The following is a 25,273-nucleotide window of genomic DNA, read 5'->3' as shown; positions in this document are numbered from 1 at the left end:
CACAACAAGGGGTTTCATCTATGTCAGCTTCATTGGTTTCAGTGGACAAGGCCATTTTGGTGGCCGGCGTCGGCAAGTTCCAGTATCGGCTATTCGTGATTTTTGGCCTGGTCTGGATGGCCGATGCCATGCAGGTGCTGTCGATCGGCTTCAGCGCGCCGTCGATCGCCAAGACCTTTGGCATTACCGTGCCGCAGGCACTGCAAAGCGGCACGTTCTTCTTCATCGGCATGCTGATTGGCGCGTTCGTGTTCGGACGCATGGCCGACCGCATTGGCCGCCGCCCTGTCCTGATGATTGCGGTGATCATCGACGCTTGCGCCGGCGTGGCGTCGGCCTTTGCGCCTGAATTCACCTGGCTGCTGTTCCTGCGCTTCCTGACCGGCATCGGCGTGGGCGGCACGCTACCGGTGGACTACACGATGATGGCCGAGTTCCTGCCCAGCGACCGCCGCGGCCGCTGGCTGGTGCTGCTGGAATCGTTCTGGGCCGTGGGCACCATTCTTCTCGCGCTGCTGGCGCTGGCGGCGACGTCGTGGGGCGACGATGCATGGCGCGTGATCTTCTTCGTGACCGGCCTGCCGGCGCTGGTCGGGGTGGCCTTGCGCTTCTATATCCCCGAATCTCCCATGTACTTGAACCGCAACGGCAAGTCGGACCGGGCGCGCAAGGTGCTGGAAAGGGTGGCGCGGGTCAACCGCCGCGATGTGGACATGCCCCACTTGCAGCCCGAGACGCCGGTGCATAAGTCCATGTTCGCGCTGTTCTCGGGCAACTATCGGCGCCGCAGTATCGGGCTGTTCCTTGCATGGGCGCTGATCTCCATCGCGTACTACGGCGTTTTTGTCTATCTGCCGGTGAAGCTCAGCACTGAAGGCTTCGCCTTCATGCGCGGGCAGGAGTTCCTGGTGGTGCTGGCGCTGGTGCAACTGCCCGGCTTCGCGCTGTCCGCCTACGGCGTGGAGCGCTGGGGACGCAAGCCCACGCTGGTCGGATTCCTGTTGCTGAGCGCGGTGGGATGCATGCTGTACAGCCTGGGCACGTCGCCGTTCGTGGTGATCGGATCTACCCTGCTGATGAGTTTCTCGCTGCTGGGAACGTGGGGCGCCTTGTACGCGTTCACGCCGGAGGTGTATCCGACCGACCTGCGTGCCAGCGGCATGGGCATGGCGGGAGCCGTGGCGCGTTTCGGCGGACTTTTCGCGCCGGCCATCATCGCGCCCATCATGGCCAGCCACTTCACGCTGTCCTTGGCCGTGCTGTCCAGCATGCTGGTCGCAGGCGCCATCGCGATCTGGTCGGTCGACGTGGAATCGCGCAACCGCGCGCTGGACTGACCTTTGCCTGACGGACGGCGGCGAACAGTCAACCCTGTTCGTCGCCGTTCAGCATTTTCGTCAATAGATAGTTCAGCGCCAGGCGTTCGGCAGGATTCAGGTTGCCGTACGTGCTTTCCGTGATCTGCTTGGCGAACGGCTCCATCTGCTGCACCAGTTCCTGGCCGATGGGCGTCAGGTTGATGACGACTTTGCGGCGGTCGACGGGGTCATGGTCCACCTGGACCAGTTCACGCTGCTTGAGCCTGTCGACCACGCCGCGCACCGTGGCCTGGTCGATGACCGTGGCCTTGACCAGATCGGCCAGCGAGCTCGCGCCCTTGTCCCGCACCGAACACAGCACGACGAACTGCGCCGCGGTGAGTTGGGAATCGGGAATGTACTGCTGGAATAGGGCGGTATGCCGCTGGTACACGCGCCGCAGCAGGTGACCGACTTGATCAGAAAACAAATAGCCATCCGTATTGGACGAGGACTTGCCTTTTATATTGCGCATAAGCCTATCCGAAGCAATGCAATGAGCATCATGATTTTTGTCAACGGCACACGCATTGGACGTGCTGAACGTACGGACTGAGCACGGATTTTACTGTGATGCCGCCGGTTGGGCGTCCTTGCCGCCTCTATCCACATTGCAGCCAGGCGGCGACAATGGCAAGCATGGAATTTCCGATCGGGCCTGTACATGAACAATAGCGATGAGCCGCAGGGCGGCGGCGGCCGTCCCGATTCCTGGCGTTCATTCGCCTTTGCAAAAGCGCGCCTTTTGGGCGTGTGGCGCGAACTGATCCGGGTCAACGCCAGCGACCGGCCCTGGGAAATGCCCCTGGCCGCGGCCCTGTCCTCTGGGCTGCCCTTGCTGGTGGGTGCCTATTTCGGCCGCATGGACTACGGCCTGATGTCGAGCCTGGGCGGCATGGTGTTCCTGAGCCTGCCCAATTCATCGCTACAGCACCGCATGATGATGCTGTTGGCGGCGTCCTTCGGCATGGTGGCCTGCTATGCGGTGGGCGCGCTGACGCAGTTCTGGCCTGCCGTCATGCTGGTGGCGTTGACCTTCATCGCCATGGTGGTGAACATGGTCTGCCGCTGCTACCGGCTGGGGCCGCCGGGCAGCCTGTTCTACATCATGGCGACTGCGATCGCGGCCTACACGCCGGGGAGCGTGGAAGAAATCCCCACACGCGTCGGCATGGTGGCCTTGGGCAGCCTGGTCGCGTGCCTGGTGGCGTTTGTGTATTCCCTGCACATGACGCGGGTCGCGCCGCCGCCGCCCGAAACCGCGTTGCCCAGGCCCACGTTCGATTTCGTGGTCTACGACTCCGTGATCATTGGCCTGTTCGTGGGTGTGTCGCTGTTGGTGGCCGAGTTGTTGCAACTGCCGCGCCCCTACTGGGTACCCGTCAGTTGCCTGGCCATCATCCAGGGCGCGACCCTGATGGCGGCCTGGAACCGTCAGCTGCATCGCATCCTGGGCACCGCCGTGGGCTTGTGCGTGGCATGGGCCTTGTTGAGCCTGCCGCTGAACGTATGGACCCTGAGCCTGGTGATGATGGCGCTGTCGTTCGGCATAGAAACGCTGGTGGTGCGCCATTACGCCAGCGCCGTGGTGCTGATCACGCCCTTGACGATCTTCCTGGCCGAGGCGCCGCACCTGGGACAGGGCTATCCCGCGGCCGTCATCGAGGCCCGCTTCCTGGATACGGTGGTCGGCGCGTTCATCGGCGCCGTGGGCGCCGTGCTGCTGCACAACCAGCGCATCCGGCCGCGCTTGTCGCGCTGGATGCGGGCGGTGCTGCCCAAGCGCGTGAACTGAAAAGGGCTATCGAGCCGGCCGCTTGACCAGCACCACCAACGCGATACCGAGCAGGATCAGCACCGACGCCGTCACCAGGATTCCGGTCACGGGCTCATCCAGGAACAGGGTCCCGCCAAATGCCGTCAACACTGGCACGCTGAGCTGCACGGTGGCGGCGTGAGTCACTTTCAGGCCTTTGAGCGCCGCATACCAGACGACATAGCCCAGGCCCGAGGTCACCGCGCCGGAAGCCACAGCATATGCCACGCCCGCAGCGTCGTAGCCCACGCGTGAGCTCAGCCCGTGCAGCAGGAATAGCAACAATGCGACAGGGGTGGCGCGGATGAAGTTGCCCGCCGTCGCCGAGGCCGCGTCCCTGGCGCTGCGGCCCAGCAGCGAATAGGCGCCCCACGCGACGCCGGCCGCGATCATCAGCAAGGCGTGGAACAACGGCGGGGCGCTGACGCTGGGCAACATCAGGATCACCAGGCCGGCCACCGCCAGGCCTATGCCCAGCCCCTGCGTGATGCTCAGCCTCTCGCCGATGAAAAATCCATACAGGATCATGCTGATCTGGATCGACGCGAACAGCAGCAAGGCGCCGGTTCCTGCCGGGATCTGGGTGTAGGCATAGGCGAAGGCCACGGCATAGGCCAGCAGCGCCAACGCACCATGCCAATTGCCTTCCAGCTGTTTGGCCGGCTTGCGCATGCGTAATACCAGCCACAGCACCAATGCGCCGGAAGCGATGCGGATGGCGACGAAGGTGGCCGGATCGATGGCGGTCTGCTTGAGCGCAAGGCGGCACAGCAGCGAGTTGCCGGCGAAGGCAAGCATGGAGAGCAGGGTGAGCGCGTACAGGCGGGGTGTCATGGCGCGGTGTTTCCCTTGGGCAGCGCTTCGGCGATCGTGTCCGGAAAAAGCGGGATGGAACGATGATCAGATCGTAGCGCGGAGTTTCGGCTGGCGGTTGGGATACGCGTGCGATTCGTCTCAGTGGGTACGTACTTTGGCCGAAGCTTTTGAGCTGAGGGCGTGGGCGGCATGCTGCCACAGCGCGCCCACTGCCGCGGATTGCCGTCCAGCGGCAGAGCGCACCAGCCCAAACTCCCGGCGCGCCGCCGGGCTCAGCGGCAAGGCGCGCAACTGGCGCATGTCCGCGGGCAGCGTGGACTCGGGAACCACCGCGACCCCCATGCCCTCGCGCACCAGCGCGCAGGCGCTGGCCCAGTCGCGGACCGTGACGCGGATGTCGTTGAGTTCCAGTCCGGCCTTGCGCGCCAGGCTCAGGCCATTCACGGCGCAGCCGCCGGTCGCGAGAATGAACGGTTCATCGGCCAGCTCGGCCAGTGCGACGCCCCGCGACGACGCGCGGCGGCTGAGCGCATGCATGCCGGGCAGCAGCGCCATCCAGCGATCGCGGCCCAGGATCAGGGCTTGCCTTTGCGTTGCGGGGTTCATCACCACGCCCAGATCGATGGCGCCGCGCGACAGCCATTCCTCGACCTCTTCATCCGTGCCCTCCAAGGCCACCACCTCGATGCCGGGGTGGCGCAGCCGGAAGCCGTGCAGCAGGGGTGGCAGCAGCGTCGAGATGACCGAGGGAAAGCTGCCCAGCCGAATGCGGCCCTGGCTCAGTCCCTGGCTGTCGTCGGCCAGGGCGCGGATGGACTCCAGGTGAGACAGCATCGCGCGGGCGTGATCGATGACCTGTTCGCCCAGCGCCGTTACCGCCACTTCCTTGCGGGAACGGGTGAAGACCTGGAGCCCCAGCGACGCTTCCAGCTGCGCAATGGCCTGGCTGGCGCCGGACTGGGTGATGCCCACGCGCTCGGCGGCGCGGGAGATGTTGCCTGTGTCGGCCGTCGCGACGAGCAGGCGCCAATGTGCCAGGTTCAACATATTAAGTAGCTGAGCTAATGATAGGAAAATAGAGCATTAATTTTACCCGTGCCTCGCAGCGCGCGAGACTTCTCCCATGTCGTTTCCCAGAGAAGCCATGAAGCTCTACTACGCCCCGCATACCTGCTCGCTGTCGCCGCACATCGTCTTGCGCGAACTTGAATTGCCCTTCGAACTGGTCAAGGTGAACAACCAGACCAAGCAGACCGCGGACGGCCGCGATTTCCGCACCATCAATCCCAAAGGCTATGTCGCCGCGCTGGAACTGGTAGATGGCGATGTGCTCACTGAAGGGCCGGCCATCGTCCAGTACCTGGCCGACCTGCGTCCTGGCATGCAGCTGGCGCCACCCAATGGCACGCGCGAACGCACGCGGCTGCAGGAATGGCTGAACTTCCTAACCAGCGAGATCCACGCAGGATCGGCGCCCTTGTTCCAGTCGGCCTTGCCCGAAGCCGCCAAGGCGCACTTCCGCGAACGGCTCTTCAAACGCTTCGATTACCTGGACGGCATCCTGGCCGGGAGCAGCTACTTGGTGGGCCAGCAGTTCAGCGTGGCCGATGCCTATCTGTTTACCGTGCTGGGATGGTGCAGGTTCTTCGCGATCGACCTGGATCGCTGGCCATCCCTGGCGGCATACGCGGCCCGCATCGGAGAGCGCCCTGCGGTGCGGGCCGCGCTGCGCGCGGAGGCGCAGGGCTGAACGTCATGCGGCCACGGCAACGGATGCATTAGGCCTGTTGGCGCGTGGCCGCCAGCACGATTTCCCGCACGCAAACCCCGTCCGGCTGCGCATAGGCGTAGTGGATGGCGTTGGCCACGTCCTCGGCGGCCAGCACCTTGCCGCCCATCTCGGCCTTCCAGGCCTCGTAGCCCGTCTTGATGTCCGCATCGGTGGTATGGCCCAGCAGCTCGGTTTCCACGGCGCCCGGCGCGATGGTGGTCACGCGCACGTTGTGCGCCGACAGTTCCTCGCGCAGGTTTTCCGAGAGGCCGTGCACGGCGAACTTGGTGCCCACGTAAGCCACGTGATTGGGAAAGGTCTTGCGCCCGGCCACTGAACTGATGTTGATGATGCTGCCGCGCTTGCGTTGGACCATGCCCGCCGCGACCGCATGCACGCCGTTCAACACGCCTTTCACATTCACGTCCAGCATCCGGTCCCATTGGTCCGGGTCCTGGCGCGTGATGTCGCCCAACAGCATGACGCCCGCATTGTTGATAAGCGCATCGGCCGGCCCGAAGCGCGCTTCGCCTTGCTGCACGGCGGCGGCCAGCGCGGCGCGGTCGGTCACGTCCACGGACAGCGCCAGGGTGTCGGGCAGGTTCAGCGCCTGCATTTTTTCCAGCCGGCGGGCCAGCAGCAGTAGCGGGTGGCCGTGAGCCGAGAACAGGCGGGCGGTGGCCAGGCCGATGCCGGAACTGGCGCCCGTGATGATGACCAGCGGTTTCTTCATGGTTGACATGGTGGGCTCCTGATATCGGTTTTATGTATGCTTGAGTGATCGGAAATCATTTTATTCCCGGGGGTTCTCCCTGAGAAATGGTTTATTCCTTTGGAAGAAATCGGAAAATCTTATGGATAGCCGCCAGCTCAAGGCCTTTGTCGCCGTGTTCGAAGAGCGCAACATCACCGTTGCCGCCCGCCGCCTGCACCTGAGCCAGCCCGCGCTGTCGGGCACGATCAAAAGCCTGGAGGACATGCTGGGCACGCAGTTGTTCACGCGGCAGGCGCGTGGCGTGGCCGTGACGGAGGACGCCCGCATCCTGTATCCGCAGGCGCGCCGCATCCTGTCGCAAACGGACTCGATGGCGCAGCAGTTCCGCCACGGCTCGCCTGGATCTCGCGTCGAGATCGGCGTGGAGGCGGATATTGCCGGACAGGACATCGCCGCCTTCCTGCGCGCGGCGCGAGAGGTCGTGCCGGCGCTTTTCGTGAGTCTGCTTGAAGGGTGCCAGGGCGATGCCCGGCTGGCGACCGAAGACGAGCGTTGCGAGGACGAGCTGTTCTTGCCCCTGTCCGTCGATCCTTACGTGCTGGCCATGCCCGCGGGCAGCGGCGCCGACGCCGCATTGCCGTGGATCGTGTGCCCGAACCATCCGACGCATCAGCGTCTGCTGCCCTACTATGGCGCCGGGGCAAACACGCCGGCCGCGCACGCAGGATCGCTGCGTCTGGCATTGGCGTTGACCGCTGCCCGCGCAGGCATGTGCGTGGCACCGGAGTCCCTCGCCGGCAGCCAGGCCGGCGTGGAGATCAGGCCTCTGGAAGGGCTGGAGATGGCGCGTCGCGTCGGGCTTTGCTATGCGGTGCAATCGTTGGACAAGTCCGCGGTGGCAACGCTGGTGGAGCGGCTTGGGGTGTATGCGTTCCAGGGCACGCATACAGCATAAGAAAGCCGCGCAACGCCATCGAGAGGTCCAGAAAACAAGGCGCAAGACTGCAACTTCACTCGTTAAGTTGTAGTCTTGCGCCTTTCGCCACATAACATGGCCGCGCAGTGGCCGATCAAAGAGGAGAGAAGTATGACGATGCTATCCGGCGCCAAGCTGGGCAGGGCGGTATGGGGGATGACACTGGCTGCCGTGGCGTTTGCCGCATCGGTTTCCAATGCGCACGCGGATGACTACCCATCGCAGCCGATCAAGCTGATCGTGCCCTTTGCCGCCGGAGGCGGCAATGACGGGATCGCGCGTCTCCTGGGGCAGTTGCTGTCCGATGGCCTGAAGCAGCCCGTGGTGGTGGAGAACCGCCCCGGCGCGGGCGGCAAGCTGGGCGTGGAGCAGGGCCTGAGGTCGGCGCCCGACGGCTACACCCTGACCTTGATTTCCAACAGTTATTCCGTCAATCCCAGTCTGTACAAGCTGCCGTTCGATCCGGTGGAAGACATGACGCCAATCGGCATGATCGCGCGCGCGCCCTTCTTCGTGTCGGTCAATCCCGGCGTGCCGGTGGACAGCCTGAGCGAGCTGGTGGCCCTGGCCAAGAAGAAGCCGGGCGGGTTGACCTATGCCTCGTCTGGCACGGGCGGGATTTCGCATCTGGCGATGGAGGCCTTCTTGAAGACGGCCGGCATCACCATGGTCCACATCCCCTACAAGGGGTCCGCGCCGGCCTTGACGGACACCGTCTCAGGCCAGGTCAATGCGATGCTGACCACGGCCGGCTCGACCCTGCCTTACCGCGAGGACAAGCGCCTGAAGGTGCTGGCCGTGACCCTGCCGCAGCGCGTGTCCTCGGCGCCGGATATCCCCACCGTGCGCGAGGCCGGCGTGCCGTATGACGTGACGGTGTGGTACGGCATCATCGCGCCCAAGGGCGTGCCGCCGCAGGTGCAGGCCAAGCTGAACGCCGCGATCAATGCGGCCGTCGTGATGCCCGAGATGGCTGATCGTCTGAAGGCGACCGGGGAAGCGGCCGCGCCGGGCAGTCCGCAGGACTTTCGCGATCAGATCGTGAAGGAGATTTCCTTGTGGGGCGATGTGGTGCGTGAGGCGGGTGTGACGGTCAATTGATCGTCTTGCGCGGAACTGGGCGCGGGACGTGGCAACACGTGAAAACCGTCTGCGACAGTCCGTGCCCGGGTCGAACAAGAAAAAAGCCGTTGACGGCAAACGTCAACGGCTTTTGGGGTTCTGGCGGAGGCCTCTTTGTCTGATTGCGACGAGGGGCTAGACCCAGAGTCGATAGATCCAGAACGACTCGTCCTCAACGAAGCGCCGAGCAAACTCGGCCGGAGGAAATCCAGTTATGCGTTTTACTGCCCGACTTAGATGGGCTTGGTCTGCAAATCCTGTTTCCAGTGCAAAAGCAGCCCAGTCCAGCGATTTTATGGACTCTTGACGATCTCGCGCTGTAAAGAAGGCTTGTTCAGTGCCGACAAGTGACTGCCATTCGCGTAGAGATCGTCCGCTGAATGCTCTGATACGACGTTCGACCTGTCGAATGCCACGACTGCGTTGCCATTCATTTGCTTGGCGGGCTAGTCCGTCGACCCACTGACGGCCCGCCCCTCTCAAGATGTCTATTGTGGAGTGGCGTAGATGTGATGGCCGCCAACGCGGTTCAAGATATCGTTCGATAATTTCCAGAGTAACTTGATCGTCATCGGAATCAACCAGAGCGTCAAGCATCTCAAACCAAGTCGATCCAAGTATCCGGCGGGCGCAAATAGCTCGGTCTTGAATCATGGATACATCTATCTGGAACAACTCCGTCGCCGTGCTTATAGGGAAGTAAATCATTCCGCCGCGGCCACTTCCCCTAGACCAACTTGCTGCTGGTCCTGACTGACTGCCGGAAATCAAGACATCGGTGTCAAAGCGGCGCCATTCCGTCCCATGGTCGTTTCGCTCCACAAGACCGAAGTCGGCATTTTTGTACCAAGAAAGGCAGACGAACGGCGATGCGGGGAAATGAGAGAGGCGCTGCGCATCGCTAAGAGCGATACCACAGGTGTTTCGACTAACCACTGCCACAATGGCGCCAGACAGTGCCATAGGCGCTGGATATAGTTGCGCCAGGGAGTCTTGCGTGCCGGTCACCACACGAGGGGCTCGCGCGTTGAAGGCAGGAACACAAATCTGATTTGATTGGCAATCCATGGGTCTACGGGACTGGGTGTGGAATCGCTTCGGGACTTAAGATGTCGTTTCGATTCAAGACGTCTCGGGCAAATTGGCATGTAGTACTGCCTATGAAAAAAGATGCCCCCTACTCATGCCCTTTCGAATCAACCGGCAAGTCTGATTCTCCCCTATCCCCGCGACAGTTTGACGCGGGAGAGTGGCCTCCCGGTCCGTCATCAGGCGTCACTGGTTGGCGGCTGTCCAGAAAGATGTCTCACAACATGCTCGAGACACTTTCTGAATGGAAACAGACCTTTGGAAATGTGTTTCATCTGCGAATTTGGCCCGAGAATTTCATAGTTCTCACGGATCCGGAGTTGGCGCGTGAACTACTAGTGAATCACCACGATGCTCTCATTCGCTGGGAACGCGGCATTCGTGTCTTTGCAAAAGTGCACGGGCATAGCGTGATCATAGCTGAGGGTGAGAAATGGATTCAGAAGCGCCAAGTCATGCAGCCGAACTTCACCCCTAGAGCGCTGCAAAGCACTGTTCCGTCCATCATTGATGCAACGCGAGATGCATTTGATTCTTGGCCTCCAAACGATGACCTCTGGCCCATAGAGAGTGCGTTTACTTCATTGACCATGGACGCGATCATTCGAACCATGTTCTCGACCGAAGTTGGCGACGAGGCTAGGCAAGCGGAAGAGGCTGTTCGTGTTGTAGGCAAGGTGATAGATGCCGAATTCTTCTCGTTAGTAGATTGGCCCGACTGGGTGCCATGGAAGCGAGGCAAGAGGCGGGCAATTCAAAAGTTGGATGAATTGATCGAGCGCCACATGCAAGAGAGGCTACAAGCACCCGAGGAAAACTGGCCAGACGATTTGCTGTCCCGTCTGTTGCGTCTGCAACAGACCAATCCGTCCGAATGGTCGTATAAGGATATTCGCGATGAATGCATGACGACGGTCCTCGCCGGACATGAAACAACCGCGGCAACGCTGACCTGGTGGGCTTGGTGCATGGCTTCGAATCCAACCATGCAGGAAAAGGCCCGGACTGAAGTCGCACAAGTGTTGCAGGGCGAAGCGCCCACGATGCAAGCACTCGCGGCACTGTCTTATCTGGCTCGAACACTGGAAGAAGCGATGCGCCTATACCCTGCTGCACCAGTACTCATGACCCGCCGTGCTGTCAATCCTGTGAGCTTGGGGCCATGGCAGTTTCCACAGCGCACGCTGTTCATGCTGCCGATACAGCTAATGCAGCGGGATTCAAGTTGGTTTACTGATCCGCAGGATTATTGGCCGGATCGGTTCAGTGAAGATCCAAGACGTGCCCCGCGGGGCGCGTATGCGCCATTTGGATTAGGCCCACGTGTTTGTCTCGGGCAGCATCTTGCAACGGCGGAAATGAAGGTAATGGCAGCCATGATCTTGCAGCGGTGGGTGTTATCGATACCCGTTGGCATGAAATCACCGCGTCCAGTGCAACAAGTGGCACTCAGGCCGGATGAGCCCCTGCATCTCTCGCTCAGATCAGTTCAGTAGCAGTTCATTCTGCGGCATGTCATCAACGCGACGTGGGTCAGCCTTTCCGCCAGTTCGCAGTCGTAGGCAATTCATCAATAGCGAGCAGCCAGGATGGTCAGAACGTCATTCAGCGAGTCCACCGATTCACATGAGCGCGTCGCCGTCGCGTGTCTGTCCAAGTGGTACCCATGCATGCCAAATTTCCGAGGTCCGACCATATCAGCTTTAATGGTGTCGCCGATCATGAGTATCTCTTCGGGCCGGCACGCAATACTATCGCAGAGGTATCGGTAGATCTCAGGCTGTGGCTTCACGGCGCCGGCTTCGTATGACCAGGCGCAAAAGTCCGGTCGAATGGGCAGCAATTCCAGTACCGGAGGTCCGTATGGCGCTGCGAAAAAAAAGGTGTCAGACTGCAATTCCACTCGCTAAATTGTAGTCTGACATTTTTTCAAGATTCATATCCTCAAGCGCCAATCAATATATTCTATGAATTCACGACAGTAATTCGTGTAATCTTTTTAAATTCAATGTGCGTAGAAAATTACTGGATCCTGAGTTTTTGTTTTCCAAAAAGATATCTCCATTTCTTTCTATTTTAAGAATATCAAATCTCAAGGAAAAGGAGTTTCCTCGTTTGGCTAGAATAATGTCTTTTAATGATTTTCGAGGAATTGTAATTTCACAAAAATTCTCAAAATCCAGTATCTCAATATTTTCCTCATGATCGCGATATCTAGAAACAATATTTCCATTCCGGCGAAGAAAAGACGCTTCAACTGACCTACGGGCTAAATCTTCCGTCATTCCAGCAAGTTGAAAGCCAATTTTTCTGGGTCCATCTTGCGAAACTAAGCATGCCACGTGCATAATCCCCTTAAGATCGACCAGGTTGTGCTCAGGATGCAGTTTTGGGAAATAGAATATGGGTTGCTTACTATCTATTTTTTTACCGCAAAGTTCGCAAATTACATCGGTGCTTTTCATATCTGCCTTCCGGGCAACCAATTAGCCATATCTTCATATGGAGGGAAACTCTTGATGCCTATTTGTAGAGCCTTTTATCAAAGATTTTTCCCTCGGGAATTTTTGAAAAACCGCTCTGTGGGTAAAAACTATATCAGACTGCAATTCAACGAATAGAGTTGTGGTCTGACGCGATTCTCATTTTTTAGGTAGTGGAAAGTGACGGAATCGCAGTGCCTGAAAATTGCTGAGCAATATTTGCTGCTTCGTAACGGTCCGGTAATCCCCCCCCCATTATTAGCGATTGCCAGAAGTAGGAACGCTACGCGGTCATGGCCAACCGCTGTTTTGGGGTAAATCCGCTCAGAGCCATGTTTGGGCGCTCGTGAGTGTAGGACCACATCCACTGCGTGGCGACGCGCTGTACGTGGTCCAGATCGTTCCAGTGATATTGGGACAGCCATTCGTAGCGCATGGTCCCGTTGAACCGTTCGACGTGGGCATTCTGTTGCGGCTTGCCTGCCTGGATGTATCGAGCCCTATGCTCCCATGCGCCGGCCCGCTCGACGATCGCCGAGCTCAGGTATTCCGGGCCGTTAGTGCACCGAATGGCTGAGAGCTTTTCGCGCCAGCCGATAATCTGCTTGAGCGTGCGCATCACGCGCTCGAACAGCAGCGAGAGCAAGGGTTAGCCGACGCACGAAAAAAGCCGCTGACGCTAAACGTCAACGGCTTTTTGAATTCTGGTGCCCGGGGCCGGAATCGAACCGGCACGCCTTGCGGCGGGGGATTTTGAGTCCCCTGCGTCTACCAATTTCACCACCCGGGCTAGGAGGTCGCGGACACGTCCAGATGACGGTCGCGGGAGAAGCGAAGACGGCGATTATATGCGGTCTGGGAAAAATTGTCAGGCGGCCCTGGATCCAGCCATCTGACGGGGGCCAGTCCCTCCGCACACAGGCGCAGGCGGGGACCGGCTTTCCGAGGAATTCGCAGCCTTACTTCTTCTCAGGCAAAAACCAGTTCATCACCAGCGCGCAGATGCCGCCGGTGGCGACGCCCGACTCCAGCACGTTCTTCACGGCATGGGGCAGGTGCGACAGGATTTCCGGCACTTGCGACACGCCCAGGCCCAGGGCCAGGGACACGGCGATGATCAGCAGGGCGCGGCGGTCCAGGTGGATGCCGGCCAGGATGTTGATGCCGGACGCGGCGACCGCGCCGAACATGACCATGGCGGCGCCGCCCAGGACGGGTTCGGGCACGGCCTGCAGGATGCCGGCCACGGCCGGGAACAGGCCCAGCAGGATCAGCATGCCGGCGATCCATACGCCGACGTGGCGGCTGGCGATGCCGGTCAGCTGGATCACACCGTTGTTCTGCGCGAAGACCGAGCTGGGGAAGGTGTTGAAGACCCCGGCCAGGAGCGAATTCGCGCCGTTGACCAGGACGCCGCCCTTGATGCGCTGCATCCACAGCGGGCCTTCGACGGGCTGCTTGGAGACCTTGCTGGTGGCGGTGACGTCGCCGATGGCTTCCAGGGACGTGACCAGGTAGATGATCAGCATGGGCACGAACAGCGCCCACGAGAAACCCAGGCCGAAGTGCAGCGGGGTGGGGATCTGGAACAGGGCGGCTTCGCGGGCGCCGGTGAAGTCCAGGCGGCCCATGTAGGCGGCTGCGATGTAGCCGACGGCCAGCGCCAGCACCAGGGCGGTGCTGCGCACCCACACGACCGGCACGCGGTTCAGCAGGATGATGGTGCCCAGGACCAGGCCGGACAGCGTCAGGTTCTCGGCGCTGGCAAAGGTGCCGTTGCCCATGGCGCTGTAGCCGCCGCCCATGCTGATGAGGCCGACCTTGATCAGCGTCAGGCCGATCAGCAGCACGACGATGCCGGTGACCAGCGGGGTGATCAGGCGCTTGACGAAGGGCAGGATGCGGCTGATGCCCATTTCGACGAAGGAGCCGGCGATGACCACGCCGAAGATGGCGGCCATGACAGCTTCGACCGGGGTGCCTTGCTTGACCATGACCGAGCCGCCAGCGATCAGCGGGCCGACGAAGTTGAAGCTGGTGCCCTGCACGATCAGCAGTCCGGCGCCCAGGGGGCCGAAGCGCTTGCACTGGACGTAGGTGGCGATGCCGGAGATGACCAGCGACATGGACACGATCAGGGTGGTGTCGCGGGTGCTCACGCCCAGGGCCTGGCAGATCAGCAGGCCGGGGGTGACGATGGGAACCAGGATGGCCAGCAGGTGCTGCAGGGCGGCGACAAAGGCCACGGGAGGCGCGGGACGGTCGTCGGGGCCGTAGACCAGGTCAGGGCTGGGGTCGGCGTCGGATGAGCCGTGGGGGGCGGGTTGGGTCAGGGAGGCGGGTTGCATGGCGGATGGGCCGGCCAGGGATGGGTAGGGGAGGAAAGTGCGGGATTTTAGCGGGGAAGGCCCCGTGCCGTCCGGGGACGGATCGGGAGGGGGCGCAGGCGCGGGCCGGGATCTCCGCCGCTGGTTAGAATCCCTGGTCACCAATCAACGGCAGGTCAGCCCCGCCACTCCATGCAAAAACGCGCCAAATGGGCCTTGATCACGCTGGTTCTGATCATCGCCGCGCTGCCGATGTTCCTGTTGTTCTGGTTGATGGACGGCGACGACTTCGCGGCCGTCGACCGTGGGCAGTCTTACGGCAACAGCATCTATAAGAATTATCAGGGCGGCGTTTACGCCGCGGTCCCCAGCAACGGCTATTACCGCATGGACGAGGCCGATCCAGCCAGTTTCACGGCCTTCGATACCGGGGCTTTCGATGGCAGGCAGGCGGCCAGGGACCAGCGGCACGTGTACTGCGGCAACCAGGTCCTGCCGGACATGAAGCCGGCGTCGGCACGCTACCTGGGCAACAGCTATTTCAGCGACGGCGCGGTTACGGTTTTCTGTTCGATGCACAGTGTGCGCAACGAGGAACTGGGCATGCTGGACGAGTTCTGGCAGAAGATCCAGTACCGGGCGGACGCCGGCCCCAAGCCGCAGACCTACCTGTATCCGTTCGTCGTCCTGCCGGCCAGCGCCCGGCCCTACCGGCCGTTGCTGGACCGCGAGCTGGCCACCGACGATGTACGCGTGTACTACCGCGGCCGCGAAATGCCGCAGGCGGCGCCCGCTTCGCTGCGCCGCCTGCCTGCAGGCCGGGATGGCGACGTGCGTTCCAGCGACGATTTCTTCGCCGATGGCCGCCGCGTCTATTTCCACGAACAGTTGCTGCCGCTGTCGGATGATCCCGCGCTGTACACCTTCATGGTGGGCGACCTGTACCGTCAGCCCTATCTGCAAGACCCCCGCGACGGCATGGTGTATGTGGGCGCGCAGCCCTTCGACGCGGCGCATGCGCCGTACCGCCTGCTGAACGAGCACGGCCGGCATGTGTACCAGGCGCTGTTCCGCAGCAAGGACGGCATCTTTTTCTACAACACGCAGACGCGGCAGGTGGAACGGGCGGGTGACGACCCGTTGGCTTCGGGCACATACACCGCGCTGTCGCCATACGTGTACACGGATGGCAAACAGACGTTGTTCCTGCAGGCGCAGGAAGTTTGGGCCCGCAACTCGCGGGGCGGGGGCGGTGGGCTGGTGTCCCGTTCCACGCTGGTCAACCAGCTGGCGGATGCGCCGGCTGGGGAATGGATCAAGCGCGGCGTGGTTTATCACAACTTCGGCACGGTCTGGCAGAAGGGAGAGAAGCTCTATTACCTGGATGAGCTTGGACCCTCGCAGCTGATTTCCCATTCGATCTATCAGATCATGGACCGCGGCGCGGCGGATTTCCTGCTGAGTTCGCAAGAAACACGGCAGATCACGGCTGCCGACATACGCAAGCTGGTCCGGGCCGGCAAGCTGGCGGTGCCGCAGTATGAAGCCGTGCTGGAAGCGAAGACACGTTACCGCAAGGTGTTCTCGATTTTCTGAGGCGCTGCCGCCACTCCCCAAAAGGGGAGGCTAGAACCTGCGGGGGTTTTTTTGCCCGCCCTTGAAAGTGCGCCATTGGCCCCCACATCAGTAGGGTTTCCCGGCGGCCGCGCGGGCCAGATGTCCCGGCAGCCAATAACCGTCCCTAATTTTTACCTAGCCACGTAGAACTATGAGCCAAACCGCCACGCCTTCCACGTCCGAAACCCTGGGGTTCCAGGCAGAGGTGAAGCAGCTGCTGCACCTGATGATCCATTCGCTGTACAGCAACAAGGAAATCTTCCTGCGCGAGCTGGTGTCGAACGCATCGGATGCCTGCGACAAGCTGCGCTTCGAGGCCATCGACCAGCCCGAACTGCTGGAAGGCAATGGCGAACTGGCCATCACGGTCAGCTACGACAAGGCCGCCCGCACCATCACGATTTCCGACAACGGCATTGGCCTGTCGCGTGAAGAAGCCGTGGCCAACCTGGGCACGATCGCGCGCTCCGGCACGCGGGAATTCTTCTCGCAGCTGACCGGCGACAAGCAGAAGGATGCGCAGCTGATCGGCCAGTTCGGAGTGGGCTTCTATTCGTCGTTCATCGTGGCCGACAAGGTCACGGTGGTCAGCCGCCGCGCCGGCGCCACGGACGCGATCCAGTGGGAATCCGACGGCCAGGGCGAATTCACCATCGCCGCTGCCGAGAAGGCCACGCGCGGCACGGACGTGACGCTGCACCTGCGCGCCGACGAAGACGAATTGCTCAACGGCTGGAAGCTGCGCGAGATCCTGCGCCGCTACTCGGACCACATCTCCCTGCCCATCCGCATGGCCAAGGAAGAGTGGGACCAGGAAAAGGGCGAGCAGGTCAAGACCGAAGAACTGGAAACGGTGAACCAGGCCAACGCGCTGTGGGCCCGCAGCAAGTCGGACGTCACGGAAGAGCAGTATCGCGAGTTCTACAAGACGGTGTCGCACGACTACGACGACCCGCTGGCCTGGACCCACAACCGCGTCGAAGGCCGCAGCGAATACACGCAGCTGCTGTACGTGCCCAAGCATGCACCCATGGACATGTGGGACCGCGACGGCCGCCACGGCGTGAAGCTGTACGTCAAGCGCGTCTTCATCATGGACGACGCCGACCAGCTGCTGCCGTCGTACCTGCGCTTCGTGCGCGGCGTGATCGACTCGGCCGACCTGCCGCTGAACGTGTCGCGTGAAATCCTGCAGGAAAGCCGCGACGTGCGTGCCATCCGCGAAGGTTCGGCCAAGCGCATCCTGTCGCTGCTGGAAGACATGGCGGAGAACAAGCCGGAAGACTACGCCACGTTCTGGTCGGAGTTCGGTCAGGTGCTGAAGGAAGGCGCGGGCGAGGACTCGGCCAACCTGGAACGCATCGCCAAGCTCATGCGTTTCGCCTCGACCCACACGGGCGACCAGGCCCAGACCGTGTCGTTCGCCGACTACGTGTCGCGCATGAAGGAAGGCCAGGACAAGATCTACTACGTCACGGCGGATACCTTCGCTGCGGCCAGCAACAGCCCGCATCTGGAAATCTTCCGCAAGAAGGGCATCGAAGTCCTGCTGCTGTCGGACCGCGTGGACGAATGGATGCTGTCCTATCTGCGTGAATTCGACGGCAAGTCGCTGGTGTCGGTGGCCAAGGGCGGCCTGGACCTGGCCGAGCTGGCCGACGAGGAAGAAAAGAAGCACCAGGCCGAAGTGGCCGAGGACTTCAAGCCGCTGGTCGAGCGCCTGCAGAAGACGTTGGAAGACCAGGTCAAGGAAGTGCGCGTGACGCTGCGCCTGGTGGACTCGCCGGCGTGCGTGGTGGTGGGCCAGAACGAACTCAGCCCGCACCTGCTGCGCATGCTCAAGGCCGCCGGCCAGGAAGCGCCCAACGTCAAGCCGGTGCTGGAAATCAACCCGGAGCACCCGCTGCTGGCCCGCATCCGCGCTGCCGAAGACGGCGAATTCGACCAGTGGGCGCGCCTGCTGCTGGATCAGGCGCTGCTGGCCGAAGGCGCGCAGATCGCCGACCCGGCCGCGTTCGTGAAGCGCTTGAATGCGTTGCTGCTGAAGTAAGCGGCGCATCCGCTTGAAGGAAGAAAGGCGCCCCTTGGCGCCTTTTTTCTTTTGGGAGACGTTTCACAAGCAGTGATTAAAAAATTACCGATCGGTAATTTTGTACAAAAAATCCGCTTGGATAGAAAAAATTATTCCCGTTCGGTAATTTTTTCGCCGTAGAAAAATGTGCCGCGGCAAATTTTTCCCGCTCGGTAATTTTTTTCCTACGCCAATCAAATTTTTATCCTAAAATTACCGATCGGTAATTTTGGAGGCGGCCATGCCCTCGCAAGATATTCCCGCCGAGCTCGCAGGCGGGGCCGGCGTAACGATCCGCACATCGACCGAACTGGGCGAATTGGTGAAGGCCGTGCGGCGCTCGCAGGGCTTGCTGCAAGCGGACTTGGCTGGCCTGTCTGGCACCGGCAACCGCTATGTGGTGGATCTGGAGCGCGGCAAGCCCACGCTGCAATTGCAGAAGGTGCTGGACATGCTGGATCTGCTGGGCCTGGAAGTGCAGGTAGCGCCCAAACGCCCGAGGCTGCCATGACCGTCGCTGACGCGCTGGACCTCTATCACGCTGACCGCAAGGTCGGCCGCTTGTTCGACGAGCGGCCGTTGCGCTTCGTGTACGAAGATGTCTGGCTGAATTGGTCTGGCGCGCATGCCATTTCGCCGTCGGTGCCTCTGCGCAGCGGCGATCATGCGGGCGATGCCGTGCATGCTTTTTTTGAAAACCTGTTGCCCGAAGGGCATGTACGCAAGTTTCTGCAGGTCAGCCGCCATGCCACCACGGTCTTCGGTCTGCTGCGCAGCGTGGGCGGGGATACCGCCAGCGGGTTGACGATACTGCCGCAAGGGGAGCGGCCCGCGCCGGCGCGCCACCGGGTTGCTACATGGCAGGACGTGACAAAGCGCCTGCAAAACGTGGCCGTGCCCGCGCTGGCGGCGGAGAACGCCGAGGGCGCCCGCATTTCTCTGGCCGGGGCGCAGGACAAGCTTCTATTGACGGTCATGCCCGATGGTTCGCCAGCGATACCCGAGGGGGCTGCACCGTCCACGCATATTCTGAAGCCGGATATTCGCGGCCTCGATGGCGTATGGTCATCGGCCCTGAACGAAACGCTGGTCATGCAGTTGGCCGCCAGAATGGGCCTGGGCGTGGCGGAAGTCCGCTATCAGCCCGATACGCGCGCATGCCTGATTACCCGGTATGACCGCAAGCCTGACGGCAAGGGTGGTTTGCTGCGGCTGCATCAGTTGGATCTCTGCCAGCTGGCTGGCAAACCGTCCGACGTGAAGTATGAGTCCGATGGCGGTCCGTCGCTGCAGCAATGTCGGGAGCTGTTGGGAAGCATGGGCATCGGCGCGGCGGATTTGAAGCGATTCCTGCAATGGATATTCTTCAACTTGTGCGTCGGCAACAACGATAGCCATGCCAAGAACCTGTCCGTGCTGCAGACGCAAGATGGCCGATACCGGCTGGCGCCCTTTTATGACCTGATGTGCACGGGCATGTACTCCGGGCTTGCTCGCAATTTCGCGTTTGCGATCGGCGGTGAAGTGAAGCCGGGCAGCATCGGCGCGGAACATATCGCGACCATGGCTAGGGAGTTGGGTTTTGCCCTGCGCTACGTCAGGGCAGCAGGGGAGTCGCTGGTAGATGCGCTTCCCGTCGCCTTGGATGAGGTGCAGGCAGGACTGCTGGCGCAGGCGCCGGGGGGCGCGGAGCGCACGTTGATCGAGCGCTTGGGGCGTTGGATCAAGACCAACACCCGCAAGCATGCCAGGCGGTGGGGGATGGACGCGTAGCCGCCCGCGGCCGCATCGGCGCCACCGTCCGGGTGGCGCCTAGCCCCGCATCACCACCGCATCCAGTGCCACCACCCCTTGTCCCTCGGGCAGCGCCAGCAAGGGATTGATCTCCATTGAACTGAAGTCCTCCCGCCGCGCGTGGGCGTAGCGGGATAGCGCCGCCAGCGCGTCAGCCAGCGCATCGACGTCGCAAGGAGGCGCGCCGCGCGCGCCTTGCAGCAGCGCGTAGCCCTTGATCTCGCGGATCATCGCCAGGGCTTCCTCGCGACCGAAGGGGGCCAGGCGGAAGCTCACATCCTTGAGCACTTCGACGAAGACGCCGCCCAACCCGAACATGACGACCGGGCCGAACACCGGGTCGCAATGCACGCCGGCGATGCATTCCACGCCCTTGGGCGCCATGGGCGCGACGAGCACGCCGTCGATGCGGGCGTCGGGCCGGTGCTGGCGCACGGCGGCCATGATGTCGGCATAGGCCTGCCGCACGGCGGCTTCGCCGCGGATGTTGAGCTTCACGCCGCCTACGTCGCTCTTGTGCGTGATGTCGGGCGATACCACCTTGAGCACGACGGGAGCGGCGTCGCCGTCCGTAGCAGCCAGCTCGGCGACGGCGCGCACTGCCGCGTCCACGTCGGCGGCCAGCGTGCAGGGCGAGGCCGGCAAGCCGGCCTGGCGCAGCAGCGCCATGGCCTGGACTTCGTTGTAGGCGTCCAGCAATGGCGGTGTGTGCGCCGCGGGCATCGTGGGAGCATCGTCAGCAACGTCGCTACCCGTATGAGCAGCCAGCCCGGCCACCGCGCCTATCGTGCGGATGGCGGCGCTGGGATCAGTGAACACCAGGCAGCCCAGTTGCTCCAGTTCCCGGCGGCGCGCGGGCGGAAACAGCGCGCTGATGGCCAACGGCACGTCCGGATGGCGGGCCTGCATCTGCCTTGCGAAAGCCTCGAAGGTAGGCCACAAGGCTTCGGAGGATCCAGCGGCGGCCAGGAAGACGGCCAGCGCGTCGTAGCGTCCATCGGCCAGCATGTCGTCGGCGGTGGCCAGCAGCAGCCCGGGTTCGGACACGGCCTGGCCGGTGACGTCGACGGGATTGCGGCCGCTGGCGAAGGGCACGCGCTCCAGCAGGCGGGCTTGCGCTTCGGCGGCGGGCTCGGGCAGCGCCAGGCCAGTGTCGTCGGCCTCGTCGGCCATCAAGGCGCCCACGCCGCCAGAGATGGTGAAGAGCCCCAGCCGGCGGCCCTGCGGCGGCTGTTTCCAGGTGTCCAGCGCATAGCCCAGGTTGAAGAATTCCTCGATGGTGCGCGCGCGCAGGGCGCCGTATTGGCGGAACAGCGCGTCGTAGACGGCGTCATCGCCGGCCAGCGCAGCGGTATGCGAAGCTGCGGCTTGCGCGCCGGCCTGGGTACGGCCGATCTTCGTGACGACGACGGGTTTGCCGGCCGCGCGCGCCGCGGCCAGGGCGAGGCGCAGCTTGGCGCCGTCGCGGCAGCCTTCCATGTAGGCCATGATGACGCGCGTATCGGCGTCGCGAGCCAGCCATTCGATGCAGTCGGCCACGTCGATGTCGGCCTCGTTGCCGGTGCTGATCCAGTGCGATAGGCCCAGGCCGCGCTCGCGCGCCATGCTGTAGGCGTAGGCGCCGAATGCGCCGCTCTGCGACACCATGCCAATGCCGCCGGCGGCGACGATGCCGTTGGCGGGGGCGGGCGAGAACGTTGCGTAGACATTGCGCCGCACGTTCATGAAGCCCAGGCAATTCGGCCCCAGCAGGCGGATGCCGCGCTCGCGCGCGATGGCGCAGAGCCGTTCCTGTTGCGCGGCCCCTTGCGCGCCGGTCTCGGAAAAACCCGAGGTGAACACCACGGCGGCGCCTACCTGGCCGGGCCGGGCGCGTTCCAGCGCCTGCGCGGCATGAGCGGCCGGCACGGCCAGAATGGCCAGGTCCACCTCCGCGTCCAGCGCGTCCAGGCCGGGTACGGCCGGCAGGCCGGCGATGGCGTCTGCGCGCGGGTTGACGGGGATGATGCGGCCGCCGTAGCCGTGCTGGAGCAGCAGCTTCACCGGCATCGCGCCGATCTTGCCGGGCGTGGCCGAGGCGCCGACGATGGCGATGCCTTGCGGATTGAAGAGGCGGGACAGGGAAGAGTCAGTCATGATGTGGCGATGAAAAATCAGGAGTAGCGCACGACGCTGCGGCCCGTGCTGCCGCGTTCGAGCATGGCGGCCAGCGCTTGCGGCAGCTGGCGGGGTTCGATGACGCGCGCGATCAGGTCCAGGTGCGCGGGGCGGTATTCGGCGGCGAGCTTGTTCCATACCTGGCGCCGCAGCGGCATGGTGCTGTTGGCGTTGATGCCCAGCAGCTTGACGCCGCGCAAGATGAAAGGGATGACGGTGGTGGGCAGTTCCGCGCCGCCGGCGTTGCCGAAGGCGGCGGCCACGCCGTCCGGCTTCAGGCTGGCCAACGCGTGGGCCAGCAGCGGCCCGCCCACGGAGTCGACCACGCCGGCCCAGCGCGCGCTCATGAGCGGCTTGATGCCGGCCGACAGGTCGGGCGGGGCAATCACCTCTTGCGCGCCCAACGAGCGCAGATAGTCCGCCGCATCCGGCTTGCCGGACATGGCGCAGACGCGATAGCCGCGCTGGCTCAGGATGTCGATGGCGACGCCGGCAACGCCGCCGGTTGCGCCGGTGACCAGGACCTCGCCTTGTTCCGGCGTCAGTCCGCAATGCTCCATCCAGTGCAGCGAGAGCGCCGCGGTGTAGCCCGCAGCGCCCAGCACGGCCGCATCGCGCAGTCCAATGCCGGCGGGCAGCGGCAGCACCCAGTCGTGGCGCACCCGCGCATACTCGGCATAGCCGCCGTCGCAATCCACACCGATGCCGAAGCCATGCACCACGACCTCCTGGCCGGGCGCGAGCGCAGGGTCGGCGGAATGCACAACGGTGCCAGAAAGATCAATGCCGCCGATGCGTGGATACTCGCGGATGATGCCACCGCGCCCGGCCTGGGCCAGCGCGTCCTTGTAGTTCAGGCCGGCATAGGCCACCTTGATGAGCGTGTCGCCCGCGGACAACTGGTCCGCGGTCAGCGTGTCGAAACGGCCCTGCGGCGGTTCGCCCGCCGCGCCTGCGTGCAGGCGGTAGGCCTGGAATTCGGGATTTTCCATGTTCGTCTCCTTAAGGGATCAGGCCAGCAGCCGGCGCGCCAGCGTGGCGCGGTGCAGTTCGTTGGCGCCGTCATAAATGCGGAAGGGGCGCATCTCCTGCCAGACCATGGATACGGGCGTGTCGTCCGACAGGCCCGATGCGCCCATCATCTGTACGGCGCGGTCGGCCACGCGGTTCACGGCCTCGGACACGAAGACCTTGGCCATGGCGCTGTGCTGTTTCACCGACAGGCCTTCGTCCATGCGGGCTGCGCAGTCCAGCGTCATGAGGCGGCTGGCATGCAGGTCGATGTGGGAGTCCGCGACCATGGCCTGGATCTGCTGCAGGTCCGCCAGGCGCGCGCCGAAGGATTCGCGCCGCACCACATAGGCCTGCGCCGTCTCCAGCGCGCGCCGGGCGCGGCCGATGTAGCGCATGCAATGGGACAGGCGGGCAGGCTCCAGCCGCAGCTGCGCATATTCCAGGCCGCGGCCGGGCTCGCCCAGCACGGCCTCGTCACTGACCTCGCAGTCTTGCAGCAGGATTTCGGCGTGGCCGCCGATCTGGTAGCCCGTCACCATGCCGATGTCGCGCACCACCTGGTAGCCCGGCGTGTCCGCCGGCACCAGGAACAGCGTGGCGCCGGTATCGGTGCGCGCCAGCACCAGCGCGAAATCCGCACCCACGCCGCCGCTGATGAATTGCTTATGGCCGTTGAGCACCCAGCGTCCGTTGCGCCTTTCGGCGCGCGTGCGCAGCATGGACGGATCGGAGCCGGCGCCGGGGGCGGGCTCGGTCATGGCGAAGCAGGCGCGCTGTTCGCCGCGCACCAGCGGCGCGAGGAAGCGCTCCTGCTGGGCGGTGTCGCCCAGGCGCAGCAACGTCAACATGTTGGGCTGGTCGGGCGCGGCGCAGTTCAGCGCGGCGGGGCCCAGGAAGCCGCGCCCCGCTTCTTCCAGCACCTGTGCCAGGGCGCGCCAGCCCAAGCCCAGTCCGCCCCATCCCTGCGGCAACTGGGGCGCATACAGGCCGGCCTCGCGGGCCTGTACGCGCAATTGGGCGACGCAGCGATCCAGCGCGGCCACGTCGCGGGCAATGGCGGGGGACTCGGCCGGTATCGCCACCTCGTCGACGAAGCGGCGCACGCGCGCGCACAGGTCTTGCAGGGCGTCGCCGCCGTTGCGTTCTGGCTTGGACTGCATGGTTTATTCCTCGATCTTGACGCCGGCCTGCTTGACCACGGCGCGCCATCTGTCGGTTTCGTCGGCGATGTGCCGGCCGAACGCTTCGGCCGTGCCGCCCGTGGCTTGCATGCCCAGCCCGTTGAAGTAGCTGCGCACTTCCGGATCGGCCAGCACGGCGTTGATCTGCCGGTTCAGCAGGGCGACCACGTCCTTGGGCGTACCGGCGGGCGCCATCACGCCCCACCAGGACGAGGCCGACATCGGCACGCCCAGTTCAGCCAGCGTGGGCACGTCGGGCAGCTCGGGATTGCGTGTTTGCGAGGCGATGGCGACGGCGCGCAGACGTCCCGCCTTGACCTGCGCATACACCGGCGGCAGGTTGTCGAAGCTCATCTGGACCTGGCCGCCGACCAGTGCGGTGGCGGCTTCGCTGCTGCCCTTGTACGGGATGTGCCGCAGCGCGATGCCGGTCTGGTGCGCGAACTGTTCGCCTGCCAGATGGGGGATGCTGCCCGTTCCCGCGGTGGCGAAAGTCAGCCCCTGCTGCTGCGCGGCAGCGCGCTTCAAGTCTTCCAGGCTGCGTATCGGGCTGGCGGCGGGCAGCAGCAGGTAGACCGGCACATCCGTGGCCCAGACCACGGGCGTCAGGTTCTTCTTCACGTCATAGGGCAGCTTGGCGTACAGCACGCTGTTGGTCGCCAGGTTGGCGGTGCCCATCAGCAAGGTGTAGCCGTCGGGCGCGGCGCTGGCGACAAAGGCGGTGCCGATCTGCGTGGCGCCGCCGGGCTTGTTTTCGACCACCACGGGCTGGCCCAGCAAGGGCGCCAGCTTGCGGGCGATCATGCGCGCCGCGGTGTCGGTGCCGCCGCCGGCCGCGTAGGGCACGATCAGGCGTACCGGCTTGTCGGGATAGGCAGCCTGCGCCGCCCCGGCCGCGCCCAGCAGGGCGACGGCGCACAGCGCGCGCAACGTTCGGATCAAGGCTTGCATGGCGGTCTCCCGGCG

22 protein-coding genes, 1 tRNA gene and 1 pseudogene are annotated in these 25,273 nt (G+C 63.4%); 10 read left to right on the top strand and 14 right to left on the bottom strand.

Annotation, left to right across the window (positions count from 1 at the left end; genetic code table 11):
• Positions 1-20: 20 nt before the first annotated feature.
• Positions 21-1,337, top strand: a complete 1,317-nt coding sequence (locus tag HV793_RS04010; protein ID WP_119451707.1) for an MFS transporter — start codon at positions 21-23, stop codon at positions 1,335-1,337.
• A gap of 28 nt (positions 1,338-1,365) precedes the next feature.
• On the opposite strand, the gene HV793_RS04005 is transcribed toward HV793_RS04010, so the two are convergent.
• Positions 1,366-1,833, bottom strand: coding sequence for a MarR family winged helix-turn-helix transcriptional regulator (locus HV793_RS04005; protein ID WP_054458885.1), 468 nt, complete (start codon positions 1,831-1,833; stop codon positions 1,366-1,368).
• A gap of 189 nt (positions 1,834-2,022) precedes the next feature.
• Here HV793_RS04005 and HV793_RS04000 point away from each other — a divergent pair, with 189 nt between their 5' ends.
• Complete coding sequence (locus HV793_RS04000; protein ID WP_054458887.1) at positions 2,023-3,153, top strand: FUSC family protein; 1,131 nt, start codon at positions 2,023-2,025, stop codon at positions 3,151-3,153.
• A gap of 6 nt (positions 3,154-3,159) precedes the next feature.
• Here HV793_RS04000 and HV793_RS03995 read toward each other — a convergent pair whose 3' ends face one another.
• Both HV793_RS03995 and HV793_RS03990 read right to left on the bottom strand, forming a co-directional pair.
• Entirely contained in the window at positions 3,160-4,008 is an 849-nt protein-coding gene (locus HV793_RS03995; protein ID WP_175212714.1) for a DMT family transporter, read from the bottom strand.
• Positions 4,009-4,128: 120 nt separating this feature from the next.
• Positions 4,129-5,037: a LysR family transcriptional regulator gene (locus tag HV793_RS03990; protein WP_175212713.1), complete on the bottom strand. Its 909-nt coding sequence runs from the start codon at positions 5,035-5,037 to the stop codon at positions 4,129-4,131.
• Between the two features lie 97 nt (positions 5,038-5,134).
• Between HV793_RS03990 and gstA the strand changes: the two genes are divergently transcribed.
• Complete coding sequence (gene gstA, locus HV793_RS03985) at positions 5,135-5,740, top strand: glutathione transferase GstA (RefSeq protein WP_175213151.1); 606 nt, start codon at positions 5,135-5,137, stop codon at positions 5,738-5,740.
• A 28-nt stretch (positions 5,741-5,768) separates the two neighbouring features.
• On the opposite strand, the gene HV793_RS03980 is transcribed toward gstA, so the two are convergent.
• Positions 5,769-6,503: an SDR family oxidoreductase gene (locus HV793_RS03980; protein WP_217481754.1), complete on the bottom strand. Its 735-nt coding sequence runs from the start codon at positions 6,501-6,503 to the stop codon at positions 5,769-5,771.
• A 112-nt stretch (positions 6,504-6,615) separates the two neighbouring features.
• On the opposite strand from HV793_RS03980, the gene HV793_RS03975 reads away from it, so the two are divergent.
• Together HV793_RS03975 and HV793_RS03970 are read left to right on the top strand one after the other, a co-directional pair.
• Positions 6,616-7,431, top strand: a complete 816-nt coding sequence (locus HV793_RS03975; RefSeq protein WP_175212712.1) for a LysR family transcriptional regulator — start codon at positions 6,616-6,618, stop codon at positions 7,429-7,431.
• 132 nt (positions 7,432-7,563) lie between these two features.
• Positions 7,564-8,553: a tripartite tricarboxylate transporter substrate binding protein gene (locus HV793_RS03970; RefSeq protein ID WP_175212711.1), complete on the top strand. Its 990-nt coding sequence runs from the start codon at positions 7,564-7,566 to the stop codon at positions 8,551-8,553.
• A gap of 156 nt (positions 8,554-8,709) precedes the next feature.
• Here HV793_RS03970 and HV793_RS03965 read toward each other — a convergent pair whose 3' ends face one another.
• Entirely contained in the window at positions 8,710-9,537 is an 828-nt protein-coding gene (locus tag HV793_RS03965) for a helix-turn-helix domain-containing protein (RefSeq protein WP_175212710.1), read from the bottom strand.
• A 197-nt stretch (positions 9,538-9,734) separates the two neighbouring features.
• Here HV793_RS03965 and HV793_RS03960 point away from each other — a divergent pair, with 197 nt between their 5' ends.
• Positions 9,735-11,159, top strand: a complete 1,425-nt coding sequence (locus HV793_RS03960; protein ID WP_175212709.1) for a cytochrome P450 — start codon at positions 9,735-9,737, stop codon at positions 11,157-11,159.
• 74 nt (positions 11,160-11,233) lie between these two features.
• Here the strand turns inward: HV793_RS03960 and HV793_RS03955 are convergent, their stop codons facing one another.
• The 5 genes and pseudogenes from HV793_RS03955 to HV793_RS03935 all read right to left on the bottom strand — a co-directional run bounded on the left by HV793_RS03955 (position 11,234) and on the right by HV793_RS03935 (position 14,494).
• Positions 11,234-11,566, bottom strand: a complete 333-nt coding sequence (locus HV793_RS03955) for an HAD family hydrolase (RefSeq protein ID WP_280528334.1) — start codon at positions 11,564-11,566, stop codon at positions 11,234-11,236.
• A gap of 70 nt (positions 11,567-11,636) precedes the next feature.
• On the bottom strand, positions 11,637-12,128 hold the full coding sequence (locus HV793_RS03950) for a hypothetical protein (protein ID WP_175212708.1): 492 nt from the start codon (positions 12,126-12,128) through the stop codon (positions 11,637-11,639).
• 301 nt (positions 12,129-12,429) lie between these two features.
• Positions 12,430-12,774 (bottom strand): annotated as a pseudogene (locus HV793_RS03945) (integrase core domain-containing protein); the annotation flags it as partial.
• A 77-nt stretch (positions 12,775-12,851) separates the two neighbouring features.
• Positions 12,852-12,936 (bottom strand) — tRNA-Leu (locus HV793_RS03940).
• A gap of 169 nt (positions 12,937-13,105) precedes the next feature.
• Positions 13,106-14,494 carry a uracil-xanthine permease family protein gene (locus HV793_RS03935; protein WP_054459298.1) on the bottom strand — a complete coding sequence of 463 codons (1,389 nt, stop codon included), beginning with the start codon at positions 14,492-14,494 and terminating at the stop codon, positions 13,106-13,108.
• Positions 14,495-14,665: 171 nt separating this feature from the next.
• Here HV793_RS03935 and HV793_RS03930 point away from each other — a divergent pair, with 171 nt between their 5' ends.
• The 4 genes from HV793_RS03930 (at position 14,666) to HV793_RS03915 (ending at position 19,934) form a co-directional block, all read left to right on the top strand.
• A complete protein-coding gene (locus HV793_RS03930; protein ID WP_175212706.1) occupies positions 14,666-16,069 on the top strand; it encodes a DKNYY domain-containing protein in 1,404 nt (467 codons plus the stop codon).
• A gap of 172 nt (positions 16,070-16,241) precedes the next feature.
• A complete protein-coding gene (htpG, locus tag HV793_RS03925; RefSeq protein WP_125470201.1) occupies positions 16,242-18,140 on the top strand; it encodes a molecular chaperone HtpG in 1,899 nt (632 codons plus the stop codon).
• A gap of 262 nt (positions 18,141-18,402) precedes the next feature.
• The gene (locus HV793_RS03920) at positions 18,403-18,672 is read left to right on the top strand and encodes a helix-turn-helix domain-containing protein (protein ID WP_119450477.1); all 270 of its coding nucleotides are present in this window, start codon (positions 18,403-18,405) and stop codon (positions 18,670-18,672) included.
• Positions 18,669-19,934: a type II toxin-antitoxin system HipA family toxin gene (locus tag HV793_RS03915; RefSeq protein WP_175212705.1), complete on the top strand. Its 1,266-nt coding sequence runs from the start codon at positions 18,669-18,671 to the stop codon at positions 19,932-19,934. Before HV793_RS03920 ends, HV793_RS03915 begins: the two co-directional genes overlap by 4 nt.
• Before the next feature lie 39 nt (positions 19,935-19,973).
• On the opposite strand, the gene HV793_RS03910 is transcribed toward HV793_RS03915, so the two are convergent.
• The 4 genes from HV793_RS03910 to HV793_RS03895 are packed head-to-tail and all read right to left on the bottom strand — an operon-like array spanning position 19,974 to position 25,258.
• Positions 19,974-22,091, bottom strand: a complete 2,118-nt coding sequence (locus HV793_RS03910) for an acetate--CoA ligase family protein (protein WP_175212704.1) — start codon at positions 22,089-22,091, stop codon at positions 19,974-19,976.
• 17 nt (positions 22,092-22,108) lie between these two features.
• Positions 22,109-23,104, bottom strand: a complete 996-nt coding sequence (locus HV793_RS03905; protein ID WP_175212703.1) for an acrylyl-CoA reductase family protein — start codon at positions 23,102-23,104, stop codon at positions 22,109-22,111.
• 18 nt (positions 23,105-23,122) lie between these two features.
• Positions 23,123-24,286, bottom strand: coding sequence for an acyl-CoA dehydrogenase family protein (locus tag HV793_RS03900; protein WP_175212702.1), 1,164 nt, complete (start codon positions 24,284-24,286; stop codon positions 23,123-23,125).
• A gap of 3 nt (positions 24,287-24,289) precedes the next feature.
• Entirely contained in the window at positions 24,290-25,258 is a 969-nt protein-coding gene (locus HV793_RS03895) for a tripartite tricarboxylate transporter substrate binding protein (protein WP_175212701.1), read from the bottom strand.
• Positions 25,259-25,273 lie beyond the last annotated feature (15 nt).

Source organism: Achromobacter aegrifaciens, assembly GCF_902859965.1.
GTDB classification, from domain to species: Bacteria; Pseudomonadota; Gammaproteobacteria; order Burkholderiales; family Burkholderiaceae_B; genus Achromobacter; species Achromobacter aegrifaciens.
The sequence above is the reverse complement of the archived record's forward strand: the minus strand, read 5'-3'. Positions and strand labels throughout refer to the sequence as shown.